Origin of the sequence: Gordonia sp. PvP123 (assembly GCF_040547295.1) — a bacterium.
Lineage (GTDB): Bacteria > Actinomycetota > Actinomycetes > Mycobacteriales > Mycobacteriaceae > Gordonia > Gordonia terrae.
Window position 1 is genome coordinate 209,925 of sequence record NZ_JBEPPN010000004.1, and the last position, 16,802, is coordinate 226,726.

The window sequence follows — 16,802 nt, forward strand, 5'->3', positions numbered from 1 at the left end:
GATCGAGGAGGACGATTCGTGAAGGTCTGCATCATCGGCGGAGGTCACGGCTCTTATGCGGCCGCGGCCGAGCTCAGCGAGAAGGACCACCATGTCACCTGGTGGCGGCGGGACGGCGCGGCGTTCTCGTCGCTGGTCGAGCGCAAAACCCTCGACCTCGACGACCATCGCGGCAGCAGGCAGATCACCGTCGACAACGGTGACGGCAGGGGCATCTCGATCGTCACCGACCTCGCCGAGGCGGTGTCCACCGCCGAGGTCATCGTCGCGCCGGTTCCCGCGTTCGCCCACGAGTCGCTCGCCCGGCAACTCGCCCCGCATCTGCGCGACGGTCAGGTCGTCTATCTGCCGCCGGGCAGCTTCGGATCCATCGTCTTCGCGCAGGCGGTACGCGCCGCGGGCAACCCCGCCGACGTCGCGTTCGCCGAAACCGGGACCCTGCCCTACCTCGCACGCAAGCACGGCGACACCCGCGTCGTGGTCAGCGGATACGCCACGCGTCTGCCCACCGGCGTCTTCCCGGCGCGGCACACCGACCGGGCGCTGGCGGTCCTCGGCGAGGTCTACCCCGCCGTCGAGCGCGTCGAGGACGCCCTCAGCGGCGCGCTGATGAACGCCGGACCGATCATCCACCCGCCGCTCATCCTGATGAATGCCGGTCCGCTGGAACACTTCCCGTCGTGGGACATCCACAACGAGGGCACCCAGGACTCCATCCGGCGGGTCACCTCGGCGCTCGATGCCGAGCGCATCGCGGTCCGCGAGGCGCTCGGCTATGCCGCACCGCATTTCCCGCTCGCCGACCACTACACCGCCGACGGCGACGAGTGGATGTACGGCAACGCCGCCCACGAGAAGCTCACCGACAGCGGCGACTGGCGCGAGAACATCGACCTGCACACCCACCGCTACATGGTCGAGGACGTCGAGATCGGGCTGGCGCTGCTGAGTTCCGTGGCGCGGTGGGCGTCGGTGCCGTCTCCGGTGGCCGACGGTCTGCTCGCCCTGGCCGGCGCGGTCACCGGCCGTCCCGCCGCGACCGGCGGGCGGACCCTGGAGAGCCTGGGGTTGGCCGAACTCGACCCGTCCGGCATGCGGGCACTGCTCCACGACGGACCGGCGCGGTGACGGGCCGTCACGTCGCCGTGGTCGGCGCCGGCCGGATGGGCCAGGGCATCGCCGCGGCACTGGCCTTCGGGAACGTCGCGGTGTCGGTCGTCGACCTCCGTGACCGCGGCGCCGACGCCGCGGCCTACCTCGAGGGAGTCCGTGCGTCGATCCGACAGGCACTGGCGCACAAGGTCACGCTCGGCCTGCTCGCGGTCGAGGACCTCGAGGATGTCGCCGCGCTGGTGACGGTCGTCGGCGAGGTCGACGCCCTCACCCCGATGGCCGCGGCGGATCTCGTCTTCGAAGCCGTGCCGGAGGTCGCCGGGATCAAACGCGATGCGCTCGCGTGGATCGAGGCGATGGTCGGCGACACCGTCCCCATCGCGTCGACCACGTCGAGCTTCCTCGTCGACGAACTCGCCGGCGCATTGTCGGCGCCGGCGCGTTTCCTGAACGCGCACTGGCTGAATCCGGCCGATCTCATGCCGCTCGTCGAGGTGGCGCCCGGCACGGCGACGGGTCCCGGGGCCGTCGACGCCACCCGCGAGCTGCTGCTCGGGGTCGGCAAGGTGCCCGTGGTGTGCGCGCCGTCGCCCGGATACATCGTGCCCCGGCTCCAGGCGCTGGTGATGAACGAGGCCGCACGCATGGTGGCCGAGGGCGTGGCCAGCGCCGAGGACATCGACACCGCGGTCCGCATCGGATTCGGCTCCCGCTTCGCGGTTCTCGGCCTGCTCGAGTTCATCGACTGGGGCGGCTGCGACACGCTCTTCCACGCGTCGAACTACCTGAGCCGCGAACTCGGCGAGAGGTTCGCACCCGCGCCTCTGGTCGAGACGAACATGACGTCCGGGCGCCGCGGGATCTCCGACGGCGCAGGCTTTTACGAGTTCGACCCGTCGACCGTCGACGACTATCGGGCACAGCGCATCGCCGATTTCGCCCGTGTCCTCGACGCGGTCGGACGCCTCGCCCGCCATGAGGAGTTCAGCACGGCCGACTGACGTCTCGGGCGATCCCCGCACCCCGCCACCGGGCCGGACCCGGTGGCGCGGTGAAACGCGCTCGAACGCGTCCAATAGCTCGGCGTTGTAAAGCTTTTCCCGATTCCCCGCGTCGCGCGGGTTCGACACAATCGATCCATCCACGAGTACAGCCAACGAACGCCGGCCTCGACGGTCCGTTCGCCCACCGATGAGGAGTGATCCGTGGTAACTCTCGACAATTCTGCACCGCCCGACCCGACGGCACCGAGCACCGAGCAGCCCCGGCGGGAACGGACCACCCGCGTCGCCGTCGCATCCGGCGTGGGCACGATCATGGAGTTCTACGACTTCGCGATCTACGGCACCGCGACGGCGCTGGTCTTCAACAAGATCTTCTTCAACGTCGACGATCCCTGGTTCGGCACCTTCCTCGGATTCGCGACCTTCGCGGTCGGTTTCGTGATGGCGCCGATCGGCGCCCTGATCTTCGGACACTTCGGGGACAAATTCGGCCGACGCAAGGCGCTGACCGCAGCCTTCCTGCTCATGGGCGGGTCGACGCTGGCGATGGGCATCCTCCCCGACTACCAGGCCATCGGGATCGTGGCACCGATCATCCTGGTCTTCCTCCGCATGGTGCACGGCATCTCGCGAGGCGGTGAGATCGGCGGCGCCGCCCTGCTCGCCGCCGAACACGCGCCGGCGCACCGGCGTGGCCTGTACGGCTGCTTCGTCACCCTGGGCTCGCCGGTCGGCGGCATCCTGGCCAACCTGTCGTTCGCACTCGTGCTGCTGATGCCGATGGAGCAGGTCCTGGCCTGGGGCTGGCGCATCCCCTTCCTCATCGGCGGAGTCGTGCTGGCGATCGGGGTGTGGACGCGATCGAGGGTGAGCGAGACACCGGACTTCGTCGCGTCCAAGCAGGCCGAGGAGAGCTCACCGCCGGCCTTCGCCGTGCTCCGGCAGAACTGGCGTCGTGTCGCCCTGGCCGCCGGGATCAACGTCGGGCAGAACTGTTACGCCTTCCTGTTGTTCACGTTCATGCTCTCCTTCCTGACCGAGACCGATCCGGGACGCGGCTTCGAGCGGTCGCCGGTGGTCCTCGGCAGCACGCTGGCGCTCGCCTGTCATGCCGCGACCGTCGTGCTCGGCAGTTACCTGTCCGACCGGCTGGGCCGCAAGACGGTGATCGGATTCGGCATGATCACCTCACTGCTGTTCGCGCCGATCCTGTTCTGGGTCACCGCATCCGGGTCGCTGACCGCCTGCATCACGGTCATCTCGATCGGCTTCGCCCTGACCGGCTTCGTCTACGGTCCGATGCTCACGACCTTCGCGGAGCTGTTCCCGATCACGCAGCGCTACAGCGGCATCGGGATCGGCTTCCAGGTCGGCGCGGTGCTGGGCGGCGGGCTGGCCCCGATGATCGCGAACCGGATCGTCAGTGCCACCGGCAGCGTGATTCCCGTCGGGATCTATGCGGCGGTCCTGATGGCGATCAGCCTCTGCTGCCTGATGGTCATCCGGGAGACGGCCCCTGCCCTCGTCGGCCGACCCTCGCGCGGGCAGCGCCTGCGCAACTGACGCACACCTCGGACGATTGACAGCATCCTGTCATATATGACAGGATGCTGTCATTATCGTTCACGAGGCGGCATCATGAGAACCGTCCATCTCGCCCTGTATCCGACGCTCGCGGACTGGGAGTTCGGCTATGTCGCTGCGGGCATCAACAACCCCGACTACCAGGCCGAACCCGGATCGTTCCGGATCGTGACCGTCGGCGCGTCCGCCGAGCCGATCCGCACGATCGGCGGGGTCACGATGGTGCCCGACACCACACTCGACGCCATCGGACCCGAGGACAGCGCGATGCTGCTGCTGCCCGGCGCCCAGATCTGGGAGTCCAACGACGCCTTCGTCGACGCCGCCCGGCGGTGGGCGGACGCCGGGACACCGGTCGCCGGGATCTGCGGCGCGACACTGGGACTCGCGCGCGCCGGCCTGCTCGACGACCGCCGCCACACCAGCAATGCGCCCGAGCAGCTCACACCCACGGGATATGCGGGCGCCGCACACTACGTCGACGCTCCCGCCGTCACCGATCGCGGGGTGATCACCGCCGCGGCGATAGCGCCCGTCGACTTCGCCCGCGAGGTCTTCGCGCTGCTCGGTCTCTACACACCGCCGGTTCTCGACGCCTGGTATCAGCTCTACGGCCATCAGGACCCCAGTGGCTTCTACGCCCTGGCCGGCGAGCATTGAGAGACCATCAGGACCTGCTGTCGGCCTCGGCACTGACCGCGTTTCGCCTCAACGGCCAATTCCTCGCCCTCGCCGAGCGCCTCGCCGCCCCCGCCGAGCTGACCGCCACGCGATGGCAGGTGCTCGGCGCGGTCCTCGACGAGCCGCTACCGGTCGCGGGCATCGCACGGGCGATGGGGATCACGCGGCAGAGCGTCCAGCGCACCGCCGACCTCCTCGTCGCCGACGGACTGGCCGAATACCGGGACAATCCGGCCCACCGCCGGGCCAAGCTCGTCGCGCCCACGGCAGCGGGACTCGCCGCCGTGCGGGCGATCAACCCCGGGCACCGCGAGGCGGCCGATCGCTTGGCGACCGTCCTCGACCCCGCGCGGTGGGAACAGGCCCTGCACGCGCTACATGACCTCAGCGCCGCCCTCGACACACTTGATGACCAGCACTGATACCCAATTGTTGACAATCGTACGATCGAGCGTCACCGTGTACCCATGACCGCCAGTGTTGACTCCCCGATCCGCTCCGGCCAGACCGCGTCGCTGAGCCCGGCGCTGAAGCAGGCGACCCCCGTGGTCGTCGACACCGCGGCTGGCTCGTGGATAAGGGGCACCGACGGTCGCGACTATCTCGACTTCACCACCGGTATCGGCGTGACCAGCACCGGACACTGCCACCCGCACGTCGTCGCGGCCGCGCAGGCACAGTGCGCCAAGGTCATCCACGCGCAGTACACCACCGTGATGCACACCCCGCTCCTCGAGCTCACCGCGCGCCTCGGGTCGGTGCTGCCCGCCGGACTCGACTCGGTCTTCTATGCGAACTCCGGTTCCGAGGCCGTCGAAGCCGCCGTCCGCCTGGCGCGGATGGCCACCGCGAAACCCAACATCATCGTGTTCCAGGGTGGTTTCCACGGCCGTACCGTCGCGGCGGCCAGCCTGACGACCGCCGGGACGCGTTTCTCCGCAGGCTTCTCCCCGCTGATGAGCGGCGTGCACATGGCGCCGTTCCCGTACGCCTACCGCTACGGCTGGGACACCGACACCGCCGTCGATTTCGCGCTGCGCGAGCTCGACTATCTGCTGCAGTCGCGGGTCGCGCCCAATGACACGGCCGCCTTCCTCATCGAACCGGTTCTCGGCGACGGTGGATACCTGCCCACCCCGCCGCGCTTCCTCCAGGGTCTGCGGGAGCGCGCCGACCGCCATGACATCCTCCTCGTCCTCGACGAGGTGCAGGCGGGATTCGGCCGCACCGGCAAGTTCTGGGGTCACCAGCACGCGGCGGGCCTGACCCCCGACATCCTGATCACCGCCAAGGGCCTGGCATCGGGATTCCCGATCTCGGCGATCGCGGCACCGACGGAGTTGATGAGCAAGGCCTGGCCCGGCTCGCAGGGTGGTACGTACGGGGGCAACGCCGTGGCGGCGGCCGCCGCGATCGCCACGCTCGACGTGATCGAGTCCGAGGGCCTCGTCGAGAACGCCCGCGTGCGCGGTGAACAGCTACTCGCCGGCCTGCGGCAGGTGTGCGCCCCCTTCCCCGGCGTCGGGGACGTCCGCGGCCTGGGACTGATGGCCGGCATCGAGTTCATCGCCACCGACGCCACCGGGAACACCGCGCCCGACGCGGCGGCCGCGCTCGCCGTGCAGCAGGCCACCACCGCCCAGGGGTTGCTCTCGCTCACGTGCGGTCCGGCGGCCAACGTCGTGCGACTCATTCCCGCCCTCGTGGTCACCGCCGAGGAGATCGACCTCGGTGTGGCCCGTTTCGGTGCCGCCCTCGCCGCGGCACTCGGTTAGACCGACAGCTCGGTCACACATGCCACGGGTGGACATCGCAGCCGAACTCGCCGAACTCGGTGTCGACGCGGACTCCTCGACGCGTCGCCTCGCCGAATACTCCTACGACGCTTCCAATTACCGGGTCCCACCGCTCGCCGTCACCTTCCCCCGCACCGCCACAGAGGTCGCGACGGTGGTCGAATGGTGTCATGACCGCCGGATCCCGGTGGTCCCCCGCGGCGGCGGGACCTCGATGGGCGGCAACGCGATCGGACCCGGAGTCGTGATCGACCTGTCCCGGCATCTCGACCGGGTCCTGTCGGTCGACGCCGACTCCGCGACCGCGGTCGCCGGCGCGGGGATCGTGCTGACCACCCTCGCCGCCGAGGCACGGGCCGCCACCGGCGGTACGCTCACGTTCGCGCCGGACCCGTCGTCGGCGTCGCGCGCGACGCTGGGCGGCGCGATCGGCAACGACGCCTGCGGCAATCACTCGGTCCGACACGGCCGCACCAGCGATCACATCGTCGAACTCCATCTCGTCACAGCAGAGGGGTTGCTGCTCACCGCAACCCGCGACGGCCTGCGGGCCACCGATCCCGCCGACGCCGCGGCGGGGGCGCGAGCGGCCGAGATCACCGGGTCGCTGCGTGACCTGGCCGCCGCGAACCTGGCGATCCTGCGCACCCAGCTCGAGACCATTCCGCGACAGGTCTCCGGTTATCATCTCGCGAAGCTGCTGCCGGAGAACGGGTTCGACGTGGCGCGCACCCTCGTCGGCAGCGAGGGAACCTGCGCGATCGTCGTGTCGGCGACCGTGACGCTCGTGCCGGTCCCGACCTCACAACTCCTGCTGTGCGTGGGCTACCGCTCCCCCGCCGACGCCGCCCGGGACGTCCCGGCGATCCTCCCGTTCGCGCCGTCGGCCATCGAGGGCATCGACCGCAAGATCGTCGCGACGATGGCGGCGCGACGTGGCCGCGAGTCTGTCGCCGGTCTGCCCGACGGATCCGCATGGCTCTTCATCGATCTCGACGACCACAGTGCCACCGTGCAGTCGGAGGCCGACGTGCCCGCGACCGCCAAACGCCTTCTGGATCACCTGCGCGCGCAGGGTCGGATGATCGACGCAACGGTTGTCGACGACCCGGCCCGCCGCAAGGCACTCTGGCGGGTTCGCGAGGACGGCGCGGGGCTGTCGTCGCGCCTCGCCGATCCCGATGACGAGAGCATCGGCGACGGTTACGAATCCTGGCCGGGCTGGGAGGACGCCGCCGTCGCACCCGAACGACTCGCCGACTACCTCGACGACTTCGCCGAACTGCTCGACCGGCACGGCCTCACCGGCGTCATGTACGGGCACTTCGGCGCCGGTTGCATGCACGTGCGGATCACATTCGACCTGCGCTCCCCCGAGGGTCGTGCGGTGATGGCACGCTTCTGCGCCGAAGCCGCCGAACTCGTGGTGCGCCACGGCGGTTCGCTGTCCGGCGAGCACGGTGACGGGCGGGCCCGATCGGCGCTGCTGCCCGTCATGTACACCCCGGCGATGATGTCGGCCTTCGCCCGGTTCAAGTCGATCTGGGACCCGCACGGAATCCTCAACCCGGGCAGCATCGTCGACCCGCCCCCGATCACCACCGACCTCGCTCTCGCCGAGGTGCCGCGCCGGAGCTGGCCCACGGCTTTCGATCTCGGCCCCGAACTCCCCCTGCTCGACCCGTTCGTGCACGCCGTACAGGGATGCATCGGCGTGGGGAGGTGCCGTGCGGATTCCGGCGGGGTGATGTGCCCGAGCTACAAGGCCACTCGCGACGAGAGGGACTCGACCCGCGGCCGGGCGCGCGTGTTGCAGGACATGGTCCGCACCGCGCCGAGCGTCGACGAGGGCTGGCGGTCGACCGATGTCGCCGAGGCCCTGGACCTGTGCCTGTCCTGCAAGGCCTGTTCCACCGACTGCCCGACCGGCGTCGACATGGCCACCTACAAGTCCGAGTTCCTCCATCACCACTATCGGCGCCGGCTCCGGCCGCTGTCGCACTACTCCCTCGGCTGGATGCCCGCGTGGTTGTCGGCGGCCGGGCTCACGGCACCGGTCCTCAACCGCGCACTGCGATCCCGGCTCAGCGGTCTCGCCGCGCGCGCAGGCGGACTCGACCCCCGGCGCACGATGCCCGCGTTCGCCACCCGACGGGCGCGGCGCACCCACCTCGGGGCGCTCTCCCCGGTCGACGCGGGTTCCACGGTCGTGTTGTTCGTCGACTCCTTCACCCGCGCCTTCCGGCCGCACGTGGCCACCGCCGTGGCCGAGATCCTCCGAGCCGCCCACCCCGTCGACCGTGCGTCGGATCCCGTCGGCTGTACGGCCGACAACTGTTGCGGTCTCACATGGATCTCGACGGGACAGCTGGATCGGGCCCGAAAGGTGCTGCGTCGCACCGTCGCCGATCTCGACGACGGGACGGACCGGCCGATCGTGGTGGTCGAACCCAGTTGCGCCGCGGCCCTGGCGAAGGATCTGCCCGAACTCGTCCCGACGGAGGCCGCACGTCGCGTCGCAGCACGCGTCCGGAGTTTCGCCGCCCACCTTCCCGCACTGCTCGACGCGGGGTGGCGACCACCGCCCCTACCCGATGAGGTGACGGTGCAGACCCACTGTCACGAGTACTCGGTGTTCGGCGCCCGGGTGGGCGTCGCCGCTCTCGAGGCGCTCGGAATCACCGTGCACACCGCAGACGGATGCTGCGGTGTCGCCGGCAACTTCGGCTTCGAGAGAGGGCACTACGAGGTCAGCATGGCCGTCGCCGAGAACAGTCTGGCTCCGGCCCTGCGGAGCGCCCCCGACCGGCCGGTGATCACCGACGGTTTCAGCTGCGCGATGGCCGTCGAACACCTCGCGACCGTGGACGACGGCCTCTCCCCCGGCCGTGTCCGCGGAGTCCATCTCGCCGAACTGCTCACCTCAGCACCCGACACAGCCACCGACCTCCGAGGAGTACGACCGTGACCGCCTCAGTGACCGCAACCCCCCACTCCGCACCCGATGTCGTGTCGCGCGTCAGCACCGATCTCTTCATCGACGGAACATGGACCCCGGCCGCCTCGGGTCAGCGATTCGACGTGGTCAACCCGGCCACCGGCGACGTACTCGCCCGAGTGGCCGACGCCGACGCCACCGACGCCCGGCGCGCACTCGAGACCGCGGCGGCACATCAGGCCGACTGGGCCGCGACCTCGCCCCGCCACCGCAGCGAGATCCTCTACCGCGCACATCAGTTGATCATGGCGCGGGTGGACGAGATCGCCGCGGTGATGACCGCCGAGATGGGCAAACCCCTCGCCGAGGCCAAGGGCGAGGTCGCCTACGGCGCCGAGTTCTTCCGCTGGTTCGCCGAGGAGGCGGTCCGCATCGGCGGCGACTCCACCACCACCGGCGACGGATCGCACCGGATCGTGGTGACCAGGCAGCCGGTGGGGCCGTGCATCCTCATCACGCCGTGGAACTTCCCGCTGGCCATGGGAACCCGCAAGATAGGGCCTGCGGTCGCGGCCGGCTGCACCATGGTTCTCAAACCGGCCGAGTTGACCCCACTCACCACGCTGTTGCTGGCCGACATCCTCGTCGAGGCGGGTCTGCCGTCGGGGGTGCTGAACGTCGTCACCACCAGCGACCCGTCGACCGTCGTCACCGAGTGGATGGAGAGCGGACTCGCCCGCAAGATCAGCTTCACCGGGTCGACCGAGGTGGGGAAACTCCTCCTGCGCCAGGCTGCGGGGACAGTCATGCGAACGTCGATGGAACTGGGCGGCAACGCGCCGTTCATCGTGTGCGCCGACGCGGACATCTCCCGAGCCGTCGACGGACTCATGTTCGCCAAGATGCGCAACATCGGCCAGGCGTGCACGGCCGCCAATCGGGTCTTCGTGCACCGCAGCGTGATCGACGAGTTCACCGATGCCTTCGCCGCGAAGATGTCCGCGCTGCGGGTGGGTGATGGTGCGGCCGAGGGCGTCCAGGTCGGGCCTCTCGTCGAATCGAGAGCCGTCGAGAAGGTCTCGGCACTGGTGTCCGACGCCGTGGCGAAGGGCGCCTCGGTCGTCTGCGGGGGCGAGAACCCGGCCGGCCCGGGCTTCTTCTATCCGCCGACCGTCCTGACGGATGTCGGGCTCGACGCGGATCTCACGCGCACCGAGATCTTCGGACCCGTCGCCGCGATCATCCCGTTCGGCGACGCCGACGACCCGGGCGATCCCGCGGCCGACGACGAGGTCCTCGCCCTGGCCAACGACACCCCATGGGGGCTGGTCGGTTATCTGTTCAGCCAGGACGTCGACCGCTGCGCCAGACTGTCGGCTGCGCTGGAAACCGGTATGGTCGGGGTCAACACCGGCGCCGTGTCCAATCCGGCAGCCCCGTTCGGGGGTGTCAAGGAGTCCGGACTCGGCCGCGAAGGCGGACGCGTGGGCATCGAGGAGTTCCTCGACGTGAAATACACGGCCACGCCGATTCCCCGTCGCTGACAACACTTCCCGGAACCAGTCCCGTTCAGACAGGAGCGCGAAGACCATGTACCTGGGGGCTCAGCTCTTCACCGACAGCGAGTACGAACAGCGCCTGACCCGAGTCCGTGAGCTCATGGACCGACAGGGTCTGTCGGCGATCATCGTCACCGATCCGGCCAACATCTTCTATCTGATCGGGTACAACGCCTGGTCGTTCTACACCCCGCAGATGCTGTTCGTGCCGATCGACGGCGAGATGGTCTTCTACGCCCGCGAGATGGATGCGCATGGCGCCCACCGCACGACGTGGTTGTCCGCCGACCAGATCGTCGGCTATCCGGAGAGCTACGTCCACCGGCCGCACCTGCACCCGTTCGACTGGGTCGCCTGGTCGTTGCGTCAGCGTCACCTCATCGCCCCGGCGTCCAACACCGGGTCGGTGGGCCTGGAGATGGACTCGCACTTCTTCTCCCCCAAGGCCTACCGCGCGCTCTTCAACGCGATCCCGGAGTGGAAGCTCGTCGACAACTTCGAACTCGTCAACTGGGTACGATCGGTCAAGTCCGAAGCCGAGGTGCAGCTCATGCGCCAGGCGGGCATGGTCTGCTCGAAGGCGATGCGCGCCGCCATCGACACCATCGACATCGGTGTCCGGCAATGCGATGCGGCGGCGGCCATCTCGCAGGCGCAGATCACCGGGACCCCGGAGTACGGCGGCGACTACCCGGCGATCGTCCCGATGATGCCCACCGGCGCGGCGGCCGACACCCCCCACCTCACCTGGCATCAGGGAACTTTCGCCGAAGACGAGGCGGTGGTCATCGAATTGACCGGTGCCCACAGCCGATACCACTGCCCGCTCGCCCGCACGGTTTCGCTGGGCACCCCGAGCAAGGACCTCGACTACGTCGCCAAAGCAACCGCCGAGGGGTTGAACAACGTGCTGGAGGCCATCAAACCGGGCGTGGCCACCCGCGAACTCGCCTCCACCTGGAACTGGACGCTCGCGAAGTACGGCCTCGAGAAACCCTCACGTCTGGGTTATTCGATCGGGATCGGCTATCCGCCCGACTGGGGTGAGCGCACCATCAGCATCCGCAGCGAGGACGAGTCGGTGCTCGAGACCAACATGACCTTCCACATCGTCTGCGGAATGTGGATGGACAACTACGGTTTCGAACTGTCCGAGTCGGTCCGGGTCAGCCCGACCGGTGTGGAGACCTTCACCGACTTCCCCCGCGAACTGATCCACAAATGAGCAACGTCAACAAGAAATGACACCACCCGATCCCTGAGGTGCGAGGAGCGCAAGCGACGAGCCACGAAGGGCTGCCGAGACGAGGTGAAGAAAGTGACCACAACCGAAACCGCCTACCAGAACCGACATTCGGCGCCGACACTGCCGCTGGCGGGCCGCGCCAAGGACCTCGTCGGTTCGATGATCGACTCGTCGACCTCGCTGCTGGCCGCGCAGTCCCACGACATCGTGCGTTTCGCGATGGGTTCGCCGGCGGACGAGGCCGTGCCGGCCGACGAGTTCCGGCAGATCGCCGGGGAGATCCTGGACAACACGTCGTTCACCTACGGGGCGACGGAGGGCGAGCCCCGACTGCTGCAGCTCCTCGTCGACTATCTGGCCACGACTCCCGATCCGTCGTCCCTGGACCGGCTGGTCATCACCACCGGGGGGATGCAAGGACTCGACCTCGCCTGCAAGCTGTTCGTCGACCCCGGCGACCTGGTCGTCGTCGAGTCCCCGACGTACACCAACGGCAGCGCCACCGCGCTGTCGTATGGCGCGCAACTGCTCGAGGTGCCCGTCGACGACGACGGCATGCAGGTCGATCAGTTGGAGGCGCTGGTTGCTCGTACCCGTCAGACGCCCAAGGCGATCTACACCATCCCGACGTTCCAGAATCCGTCCGGCGTCACCATGTCCGAGGAACGACGCCGCGAGCTGCTGCGGCTGGCGCACACCTGGGGGTCGGTGATCATCGACGACGACCCGTACGGGTTGCTGCGGTTCGCCGGCACCGACATCCCGACCTTCCAGACCCTGAGTCCCGGTGATCCGCTGATCTTCTCGGTGCGCACCTTCTCCAAGATCCTCGCCCCGGGCTGGCGGGTCGGCTGGGTCGACGCCGATCCGTCACTGCGTCAACTGCTCATCAACGGCAAGCAGGCGATGGACACCTGCACCAACGTGCCCAACCAGCACATCGTCGCGGAGTACATCGCACGCGGCGGTCTCGAGGACCACCTCGCCGGGATCCGGGTGCTGTACCGGGAGCGCAAGAACGCCATGCTCGACGCCATCGGGCGTCATCTGGGCGATCGGGTGGTGACCACGAATCCCGAGGGCGGCTTCTTCCTGTGGGTCACGCTGCGCGACGAGTTCGCCGAGATCGACACGCGGGAACTCTTCGAGGTCGCCCTCGCCGACGGGGTCGCGTTCATCCCCGGACCCGCGCTGTCACCGGGCGGCCGCTTCCGCAATTCGATGCGTCTGTGTTTCGCGTCGAGCACGCCCGAGCGAATCGACGAGGGTGTTCGACGTCTCACGGCCAGTCTTGAGAAGATGGCCGGGTGAGTGGTGAACAGGACCTGACCGCAGCCGAGTCCGCAGTACTCGGTTTCATCGACGAGGCCGCCATCACCTCGCTCACCTCGGCCCTGGTCGAGGCGCCCAGCGAAAATCCCGGAGGCACCGAATCGGCCGCGGTCGCGGTGCTCGGCAACGCCTGCCGCGCGCTCGGTTTCGAGGTCACGACGCATGAGGTGGCCCCCGGGAGACCCAATCTCGTCGCCACCGTGGGTGCCGGGACAGCACCGGGATTGATGTTCCTCGGTCATTCGGACGTGGTCCCGGCCGGACCCAACTGGTCGGCCGACCCGTACACGGTCCGCATCCGCGACGGCCGCATCTACGGTCGCGGTGCCACCGACATGAAGGGTGGACTCGCCGCCGTCGTCGCGGCGATGAGCGCGCTGACTCGGACTCCTGAGGTCGGCACCGACCTCGCCGGACCGGTCCGACTGGTGTGCACGGTCGACGAGGAGGAGCACGGAATCGGGGTGCGGGACTTCGTGAGCCGTCCCGCCGATCATGAGTTCCTCGGTTGCGTGGTCGCCGAACCCACCGACATGCAGGTCGTCCGCGGCTGCCGCGGCGCGTCGTACATCGAGATCGAGGTGACCGGACGTGCCGCGCATTCCGGACGCCCCGCGGACGGACGCAGCGCCATCGACGCCGCGGCGGCCATCGTCGAGATCATCCGCGCCGACGCCGCGCGACTGGCCAGGACCTCCGACGACCTGCTCGGCCACGGCACCTGGAATGTCGGGACGATCGCGGGCGGGCAGGGCATCTCGGTGGTCGCACCGGGTTGTTCGCTGGGCATCGACCGGCGACTGATGCCCGACGAGGACCCGCATCGGATCGCCGAGATGCTCCGAACCACGATCCGCGAAAAGGGGATAGACACCGACGGCATCACCGTAGACGTCCGGGTGACCATGGAGATGCCCGGTTTCGCCACCGACGCCGCACATCCGCTCGTCACCACGGCCGTCGGCGCGGTCATCGATGCCGGTGCCGACACGTCGGTCGGCGGCTGGACCGCCGCCTGTGACGGCGGGTTCGTCAGCCGCGACCTCGGCGTCCCGTCGATCGTCCTCGGTCCGGGCAACATCAACACCGACGCCCATCAGCCCGACGAGTCCGTGGCCATCGCCGATCTGGTCATCGCGGCGAGAGCGTACGCCCTCGCCGCGATGCGATTACTCGGCTCATCCGCCGGTCAAGCCGGCTCCGCCGGTTGAGCCCAGCTCCGCCGGTTGAGCCTGTCGAAGCCCCCCCTACTTTCCGACCTTCTGACCCTGCAGCGCCGCGAAATCGTTCTCGAGGCTCGGGATCTCGGTGCCGCGGAGCGAGGCGCCCGCGGTCTCCTTCAGGAAGCACAAGGCGACCATGCCGATGGCACACGCGCCCATCATGTAGACCGCCGGGAACAGGTTCCAGTCGGTGCTCTCGACGACGGCATCGTTGACCAGCGGGGCTGTGCCGCCGAAGGCGGCGGTCGCGACGTTGTAGGAGATCGCGAAACCGGCGTACCGGACCTGCGTCGGGAACATCGCCGGGAATGTCGCCGAGATGGTCGCGAGCTGCGGTATGTAGAGCACGCCCAGGATGACGAATGCCACGATCGCCCAGGCGAACCCCTGCCCCATCAGCCAATAGAGCGGCAAGGCGAGGACGAACAGGCCGATCAGCGAACCCCACCACATCGGTTTGCGGCCCGTCGAATCCGACCACCATCCGAAGAACGGGATCAGCAACATCATGACCAGCTGACCGATGAGGTTGACGACGCTGGCGGAGGTCTCGGACAGATCGATCGTGTTCTGCAGATAGGTCGGCTGGTAGGCCAGCAAGGTGTAGTTGGCGACGTTCAGCGCGATCACCAGACCGAACATCGTGATGATCGGACGCCGGTAGTTGACCAGCAGGTCCTTGAACCGGGTCCAGGCCGACCCCTTGATCTCGTTGTCCTGCTCCAGTTCCTGGAACACGGGGGTGTCTTCCATCTGCGACCGCAGGTAGAGACCGATCAGGCCCATCGGCAGCGCGAGCAGGAACGGGATACGCCAGCCCCACTGGTCCATCTGGCTGTCGGTCAGCGCCAGCTGCAACAGCAGGACGAACAGTGTGCCGCCGCAGAAGCCGGCCAGCGTTCCGAATTCGAGGAACGATCCGTACTTGCCGCGCTTGTTGTCGGGCGCGTACTCGGCCATGAACGTTGCGGCACCGCCGTATTCACCGCCGGTGGAGAAGCCCTGGATCACCCTGAGCAGGATCAGCAGGACCGGCGCCCAGAAGCCGATGGACGCGTGTGTGGGCAGCAGACCGATCAGCGCGGTCGCGCCGGAGATGAGCAGGATGGTCATCGCGAGAACGGATTTGCGGCCGATTCGATCGCCGATGGGTCCCCAGACCATGCCGCCCAGGGGCCTCAGCACGAAGGAGATCGCGAAACCGAGCATGGTGCCGACGGTTCCGAAATCGCCCGGGAAGAATGCCTGGGTCAGATAGACCGAGGCCGCGGCGTAGACGCCGTAGTCATACCACTCGGTGGCGTTGCCGATCGCCGAGGCGCCGATGGCCTTTCGGAGGAGTTTCTTGCCCTCGGGAGAGTTCGGGTCCGGTGCGAGCTGCTCGTATGTGTCTGCTGTCGTCGTGTCGCTCATCTGCGCTTCCTGATTCGTGGGGCCGCTGAGGGTCGAGCTCGTCGTGCAGCGCTCGGTGGACCCACGAGATGCACTCAGCGACGTTCTCGACTGTGTGCTCTCCGGCCGCGGGCGATCAGCCCCTGGCCACCTGAAGGTTTGCGGCGTCCTCGCCGTCACCGATCAGGCGACGCAACCCGTCGGCCATGTGCTCGATCATCAGAGCATCCGCCGCCGCGGCATCTCCCGCGGCGATGGCGTCCACCAACGCCTGGTGTTCGTCGATCCGATCCTTTCCCGAGGAATACGTTCCCCGCATGGCTCGCAGGCACATTCGCGTCTCCACGAGAATCGTCTCGTGCAGGCGCGAAAGCCTCTGACTTCCGGCGTATTCCACCAGGGTCTGATGGAAAGCCATGTCCGCCTCCGCCATCCCGGCGCCGTTGGGCTCGCCGATGTGGTCACGCATCGCGTCGACGGCCTCACCCAGCGCCTGCACCGCCTCCTGCTCGCGATGCGCAATCACCTGCTGCGCGGCAGCACGTTCCACGGCGGTCCGCGCTACGTACATGTCCCGGATGTCATCGTCCTCCATCGACACCACGAACAGCCCGCGGTTGCGGTGGCTGACCAGCAACCCCTCGGCGGTGAGACGCTGCATGGCCTCGCGGAGGGGACCACGACTGACGCCCAGGTCGGCCGCCAGCCCCGACTCCGTCAGTTGCGAGCCGGGTGCGAAGTCCCCGTTTGCGATCGCATCGTGCAACTTACGCGCGATGATCGCCGGTGTCGATTCCTGAACCAGCGGCGACAACACCCGGCGACGTGGCGATTTGCTCCGTTTTGGCTGGTGAACGACGGTTCGATCAACTCCCGGATCCTCCGGACCCGGAGTCTCGGCCCCCACCTTCATCGTCACCGTCATCCCCTCTTT

General features: G+C 68.5%; 13 protein-coding genes. 11 read left to right on the top strand and 2 right to left on the bottom strand.

Features of this window, described 5'->3' with window-relative positions; all coding sequences use genetic code 11:
* Nucleotides 1–18: 18 nt before the first annotated feature.
* From ABIC25_RS08835 to ABIC25_RS08885, 11 genes are all read left to right on the top strand, one after another.
* On the top strand, nucleotides 19–1,128 hold the full coding sequence (locus ABIC25_RS08835; protein ID WP_354560994.1) for an NAD/NADP-dependent octopine/nopaline dehydrogenase family protein: 1,110 nt from the start codon (nucleotides 19–21) through the stop codon (nucleotides 1,126–1,128).
* On the top strand, nucleotides 1,125–2,114 hold the full coding sequence (locus tag ABIC25_RS08840; protein ID WP_004021332.1) for a 3-hydroxybutyryl-CoA dehydrogenase: 990 nt from the start codon (nucleotides 1,125–1,127) through the stop codon (nucleotides 2,112–2,114). The genes ABIC25_RS08835 and ABIC25_RS08840 overlap by 4 nt, the downstream gene beginning before the upstream one ends.
* 204 nt (nucleotides 2,115–2,318) lie before the next feature.
* Nucleotides 2,319–3,680, top strand: coding sequence for an MFS transporter (locus ABIC25_RS08845; RefSeq protein WP_004021331.1), 1,362 nt, complete (start codon nucleotides 2,319–2,321; stop codon nucleotides 3,678–3,680).
* A gap of 75 nt (nucleotides 3,681–3,755) precedes the next feature.
* Nucleotides 3,756–4,361, top strand: coding sequence for a DJ-1/PfpI family protein (locus tag ABIC25_RS08850; RefSeq protein WP_354560996.1), 606 nt, complete (start codon nucleotides 3,756–3,758; stop codon nucleotides 4,359–4,361).
* Nucleotides 4,358–4,804, top strand: a complete 447-nt coding sequence (locus tag ABIC25_RS08855) for a MarR family winged helix-turn-helix transcriptional regulator (protein WP_239403829.1) — start codon at nucleotides 4,358–4,360, stop codon at nucleotides 4,802–4,804. The genes ABIC25_RS08850 and ABIC25_RS08855 overlap by 4 nt, the downstream gene beginning before the upstream one ends.
* A gap of 45 nt (nucleotides 4,805–4,849) precedes the next feature.
* Nucleotides 4,850–6,157, top strand: coding sequence for an aspartate aminotransferase family protein (locus tag ABIC25_RS08860; RefSeq protein ID WP_354560998.1), 1,308 nt, complete (start codon nucleotides 4,850–4,852; stop codon nucleotides 6,155–6,157).
* Between the two features lie 19 nt (nucleotides 6,158–6,176).
* Nucleotides 6,177–9,146, top strand: a complete 2,970-nt coding sequence (locus ABIC25_RS08865; RefSeq protein WP_354560999.1) for an FAD-binding and (Fe-S)-binding domain-containing protein — start codon at nucleotides 6,177–6,179, stop codon at nucleotides 9,144–9,146.
* Nucleotides 9,143–10,660 carry an NAD-dependent succinate-semialdehyde dehydrogenase gene (locus tag ABIC25_RS08870; RefSeq protein ID WP_004021326.1) on the top strand — a complete coding sequence of 506 codons (1,518 nt, stop codon included), beginning with the start codon at nucleotides 9,143–9,145 and terminating at the stop codon, nucleotides 10,658–10,660. The genes ABIC25_RS08865 and ABIC25_RS08870 overlap by 4 nt, the downstream gene beginning before the upstream one ends.
* A 46-nt stretch (nucleotides 10,661–10,706) precedes the next feature.
* The gene (locus tag ABIC25_RS08875) at nucleotides 10,707–11,900 is read left to right on the top strand and encodes a M24 family metallopeptidase (RefSeq protein WP_248643539.1); all 1,194 of its coding nucleotides are present in this window, start codon (nucleotides 10,707–10,709) and stop codon (nucleotides 11,898–11,900) included.
* Nucleotides 11,901–11,993: 93 nt separating this feature from the next.
* Nucleotides 11,994–13,232 (top strand): aminotransferase-like domain-containing protein, encoded by a 1,239-nt coding sequence (locus tag ABIC25_RS08880; RefSeq protein WP_004021324.1) that lies wholly within the window; start codon nucleotides 11,994–11,996, stop codon nucleotides 13,230–13,232.
* Nucleotides 13,229–14,464: a M20 family metallopeptidase gene (locus tag ABIC25_RS08885; protein ID WP_354561001.1), complete on the top strand. Its 1,236-nt coding sequence runs from the start codon at nucleotides 13,229–13,231 to the stop codon at nucleotides 14,462–14,464. The genes ABIC25_RS08880 and ABIC25_RS08885 overlap by 4 nt, the downstream gene beginning before the upstream one ends.
* Before the next feature lie 36 nt (nucleotides 14,465–14,500).
* Here ABIC25_RS08885 and ABIC25_RS08890 read toward each other — a convergent pair whose 3' ends face one another.
* Together ABIC25_RS08890 and ABIC25_RS08895 are read right to left on the bottom strand one after the other, a co-directional pair.
* The gene (locus tag ABIC25_RS08890; protein WP_004021322.1) at nucleotides 14,501–15,889 is read right to left on the bottom strand and encodes an MFS transporter; all 1,389 of its coding nucleotides are present in this window, start codon (nucleotides 15,887–15,889) and stop codon (nucleotides 14,501–14,503) included.
* Between the two features lie 115 nt (nucleotides 15,890–16,004).
* Nucleotides 16,005–16,793 (bottom strand): GntR family transcriptional regulator, encoded by a 789-nt coding sequence (locus ABIC25_RS08895; protein ID WP_248643541.1) that lies wholly within the window; start codon nucleotides 16,791–16,793, stop codon nucleotides 16,005–16,007.
* Nucleotides 16,794–16,802 lie beyond the last annotated feature (9 nt).

What these genes read in the sequence shown, in the direction of transcription:
- ABIC25_RS08850 (WP_354560996.1), top strand. Translation starts at nt 3,756, where the DNA reads ATGAGAACCGTCCATCTCGCCCTGTATCCGACGCTCGCGGACTGGGAG.
- ABIC25_RS08860 (WP_354560998.1), top strand. Translation starts at nt 4,850, where the DNA reads ATGACCGCCAGTGTTGACTCCCCGATCCGCTCCGGCCAGACCGCGTCG.
- ABIC25_RS08865 (WP_354560999.1), top strand. Translation starts at nt 6,177, where the DNA reads ATGCCACGGGTGGACATCGCAGCCGAACTCGCCGAACTCGGTGTCGAC.
- ABIC25_RS08875 (WP_248643539.1), top strand. Translation starts at nt 10,707, where the DNA reads ATGTACCTGGGGGCTCAGCTCTTCACCGACAGCGAGTACGAACAGCGC.
- ABIC25_RS08890 (WP_004021322.1), bottom strand. Translation starts at nt 15,889, where the DNA reads ATGAGCGACACGACGACAGCAGACACATACGAGCAGCTCGCACCGGAC.
- ABIC25_RS08895 (WP_248643541.1), bottom strand. Translation starts at nt 16,793, where the DNA reads ATGACGGTGACGATGAAGGTGGGGGCCGAGACTCCGGGTCCGGAGGAT.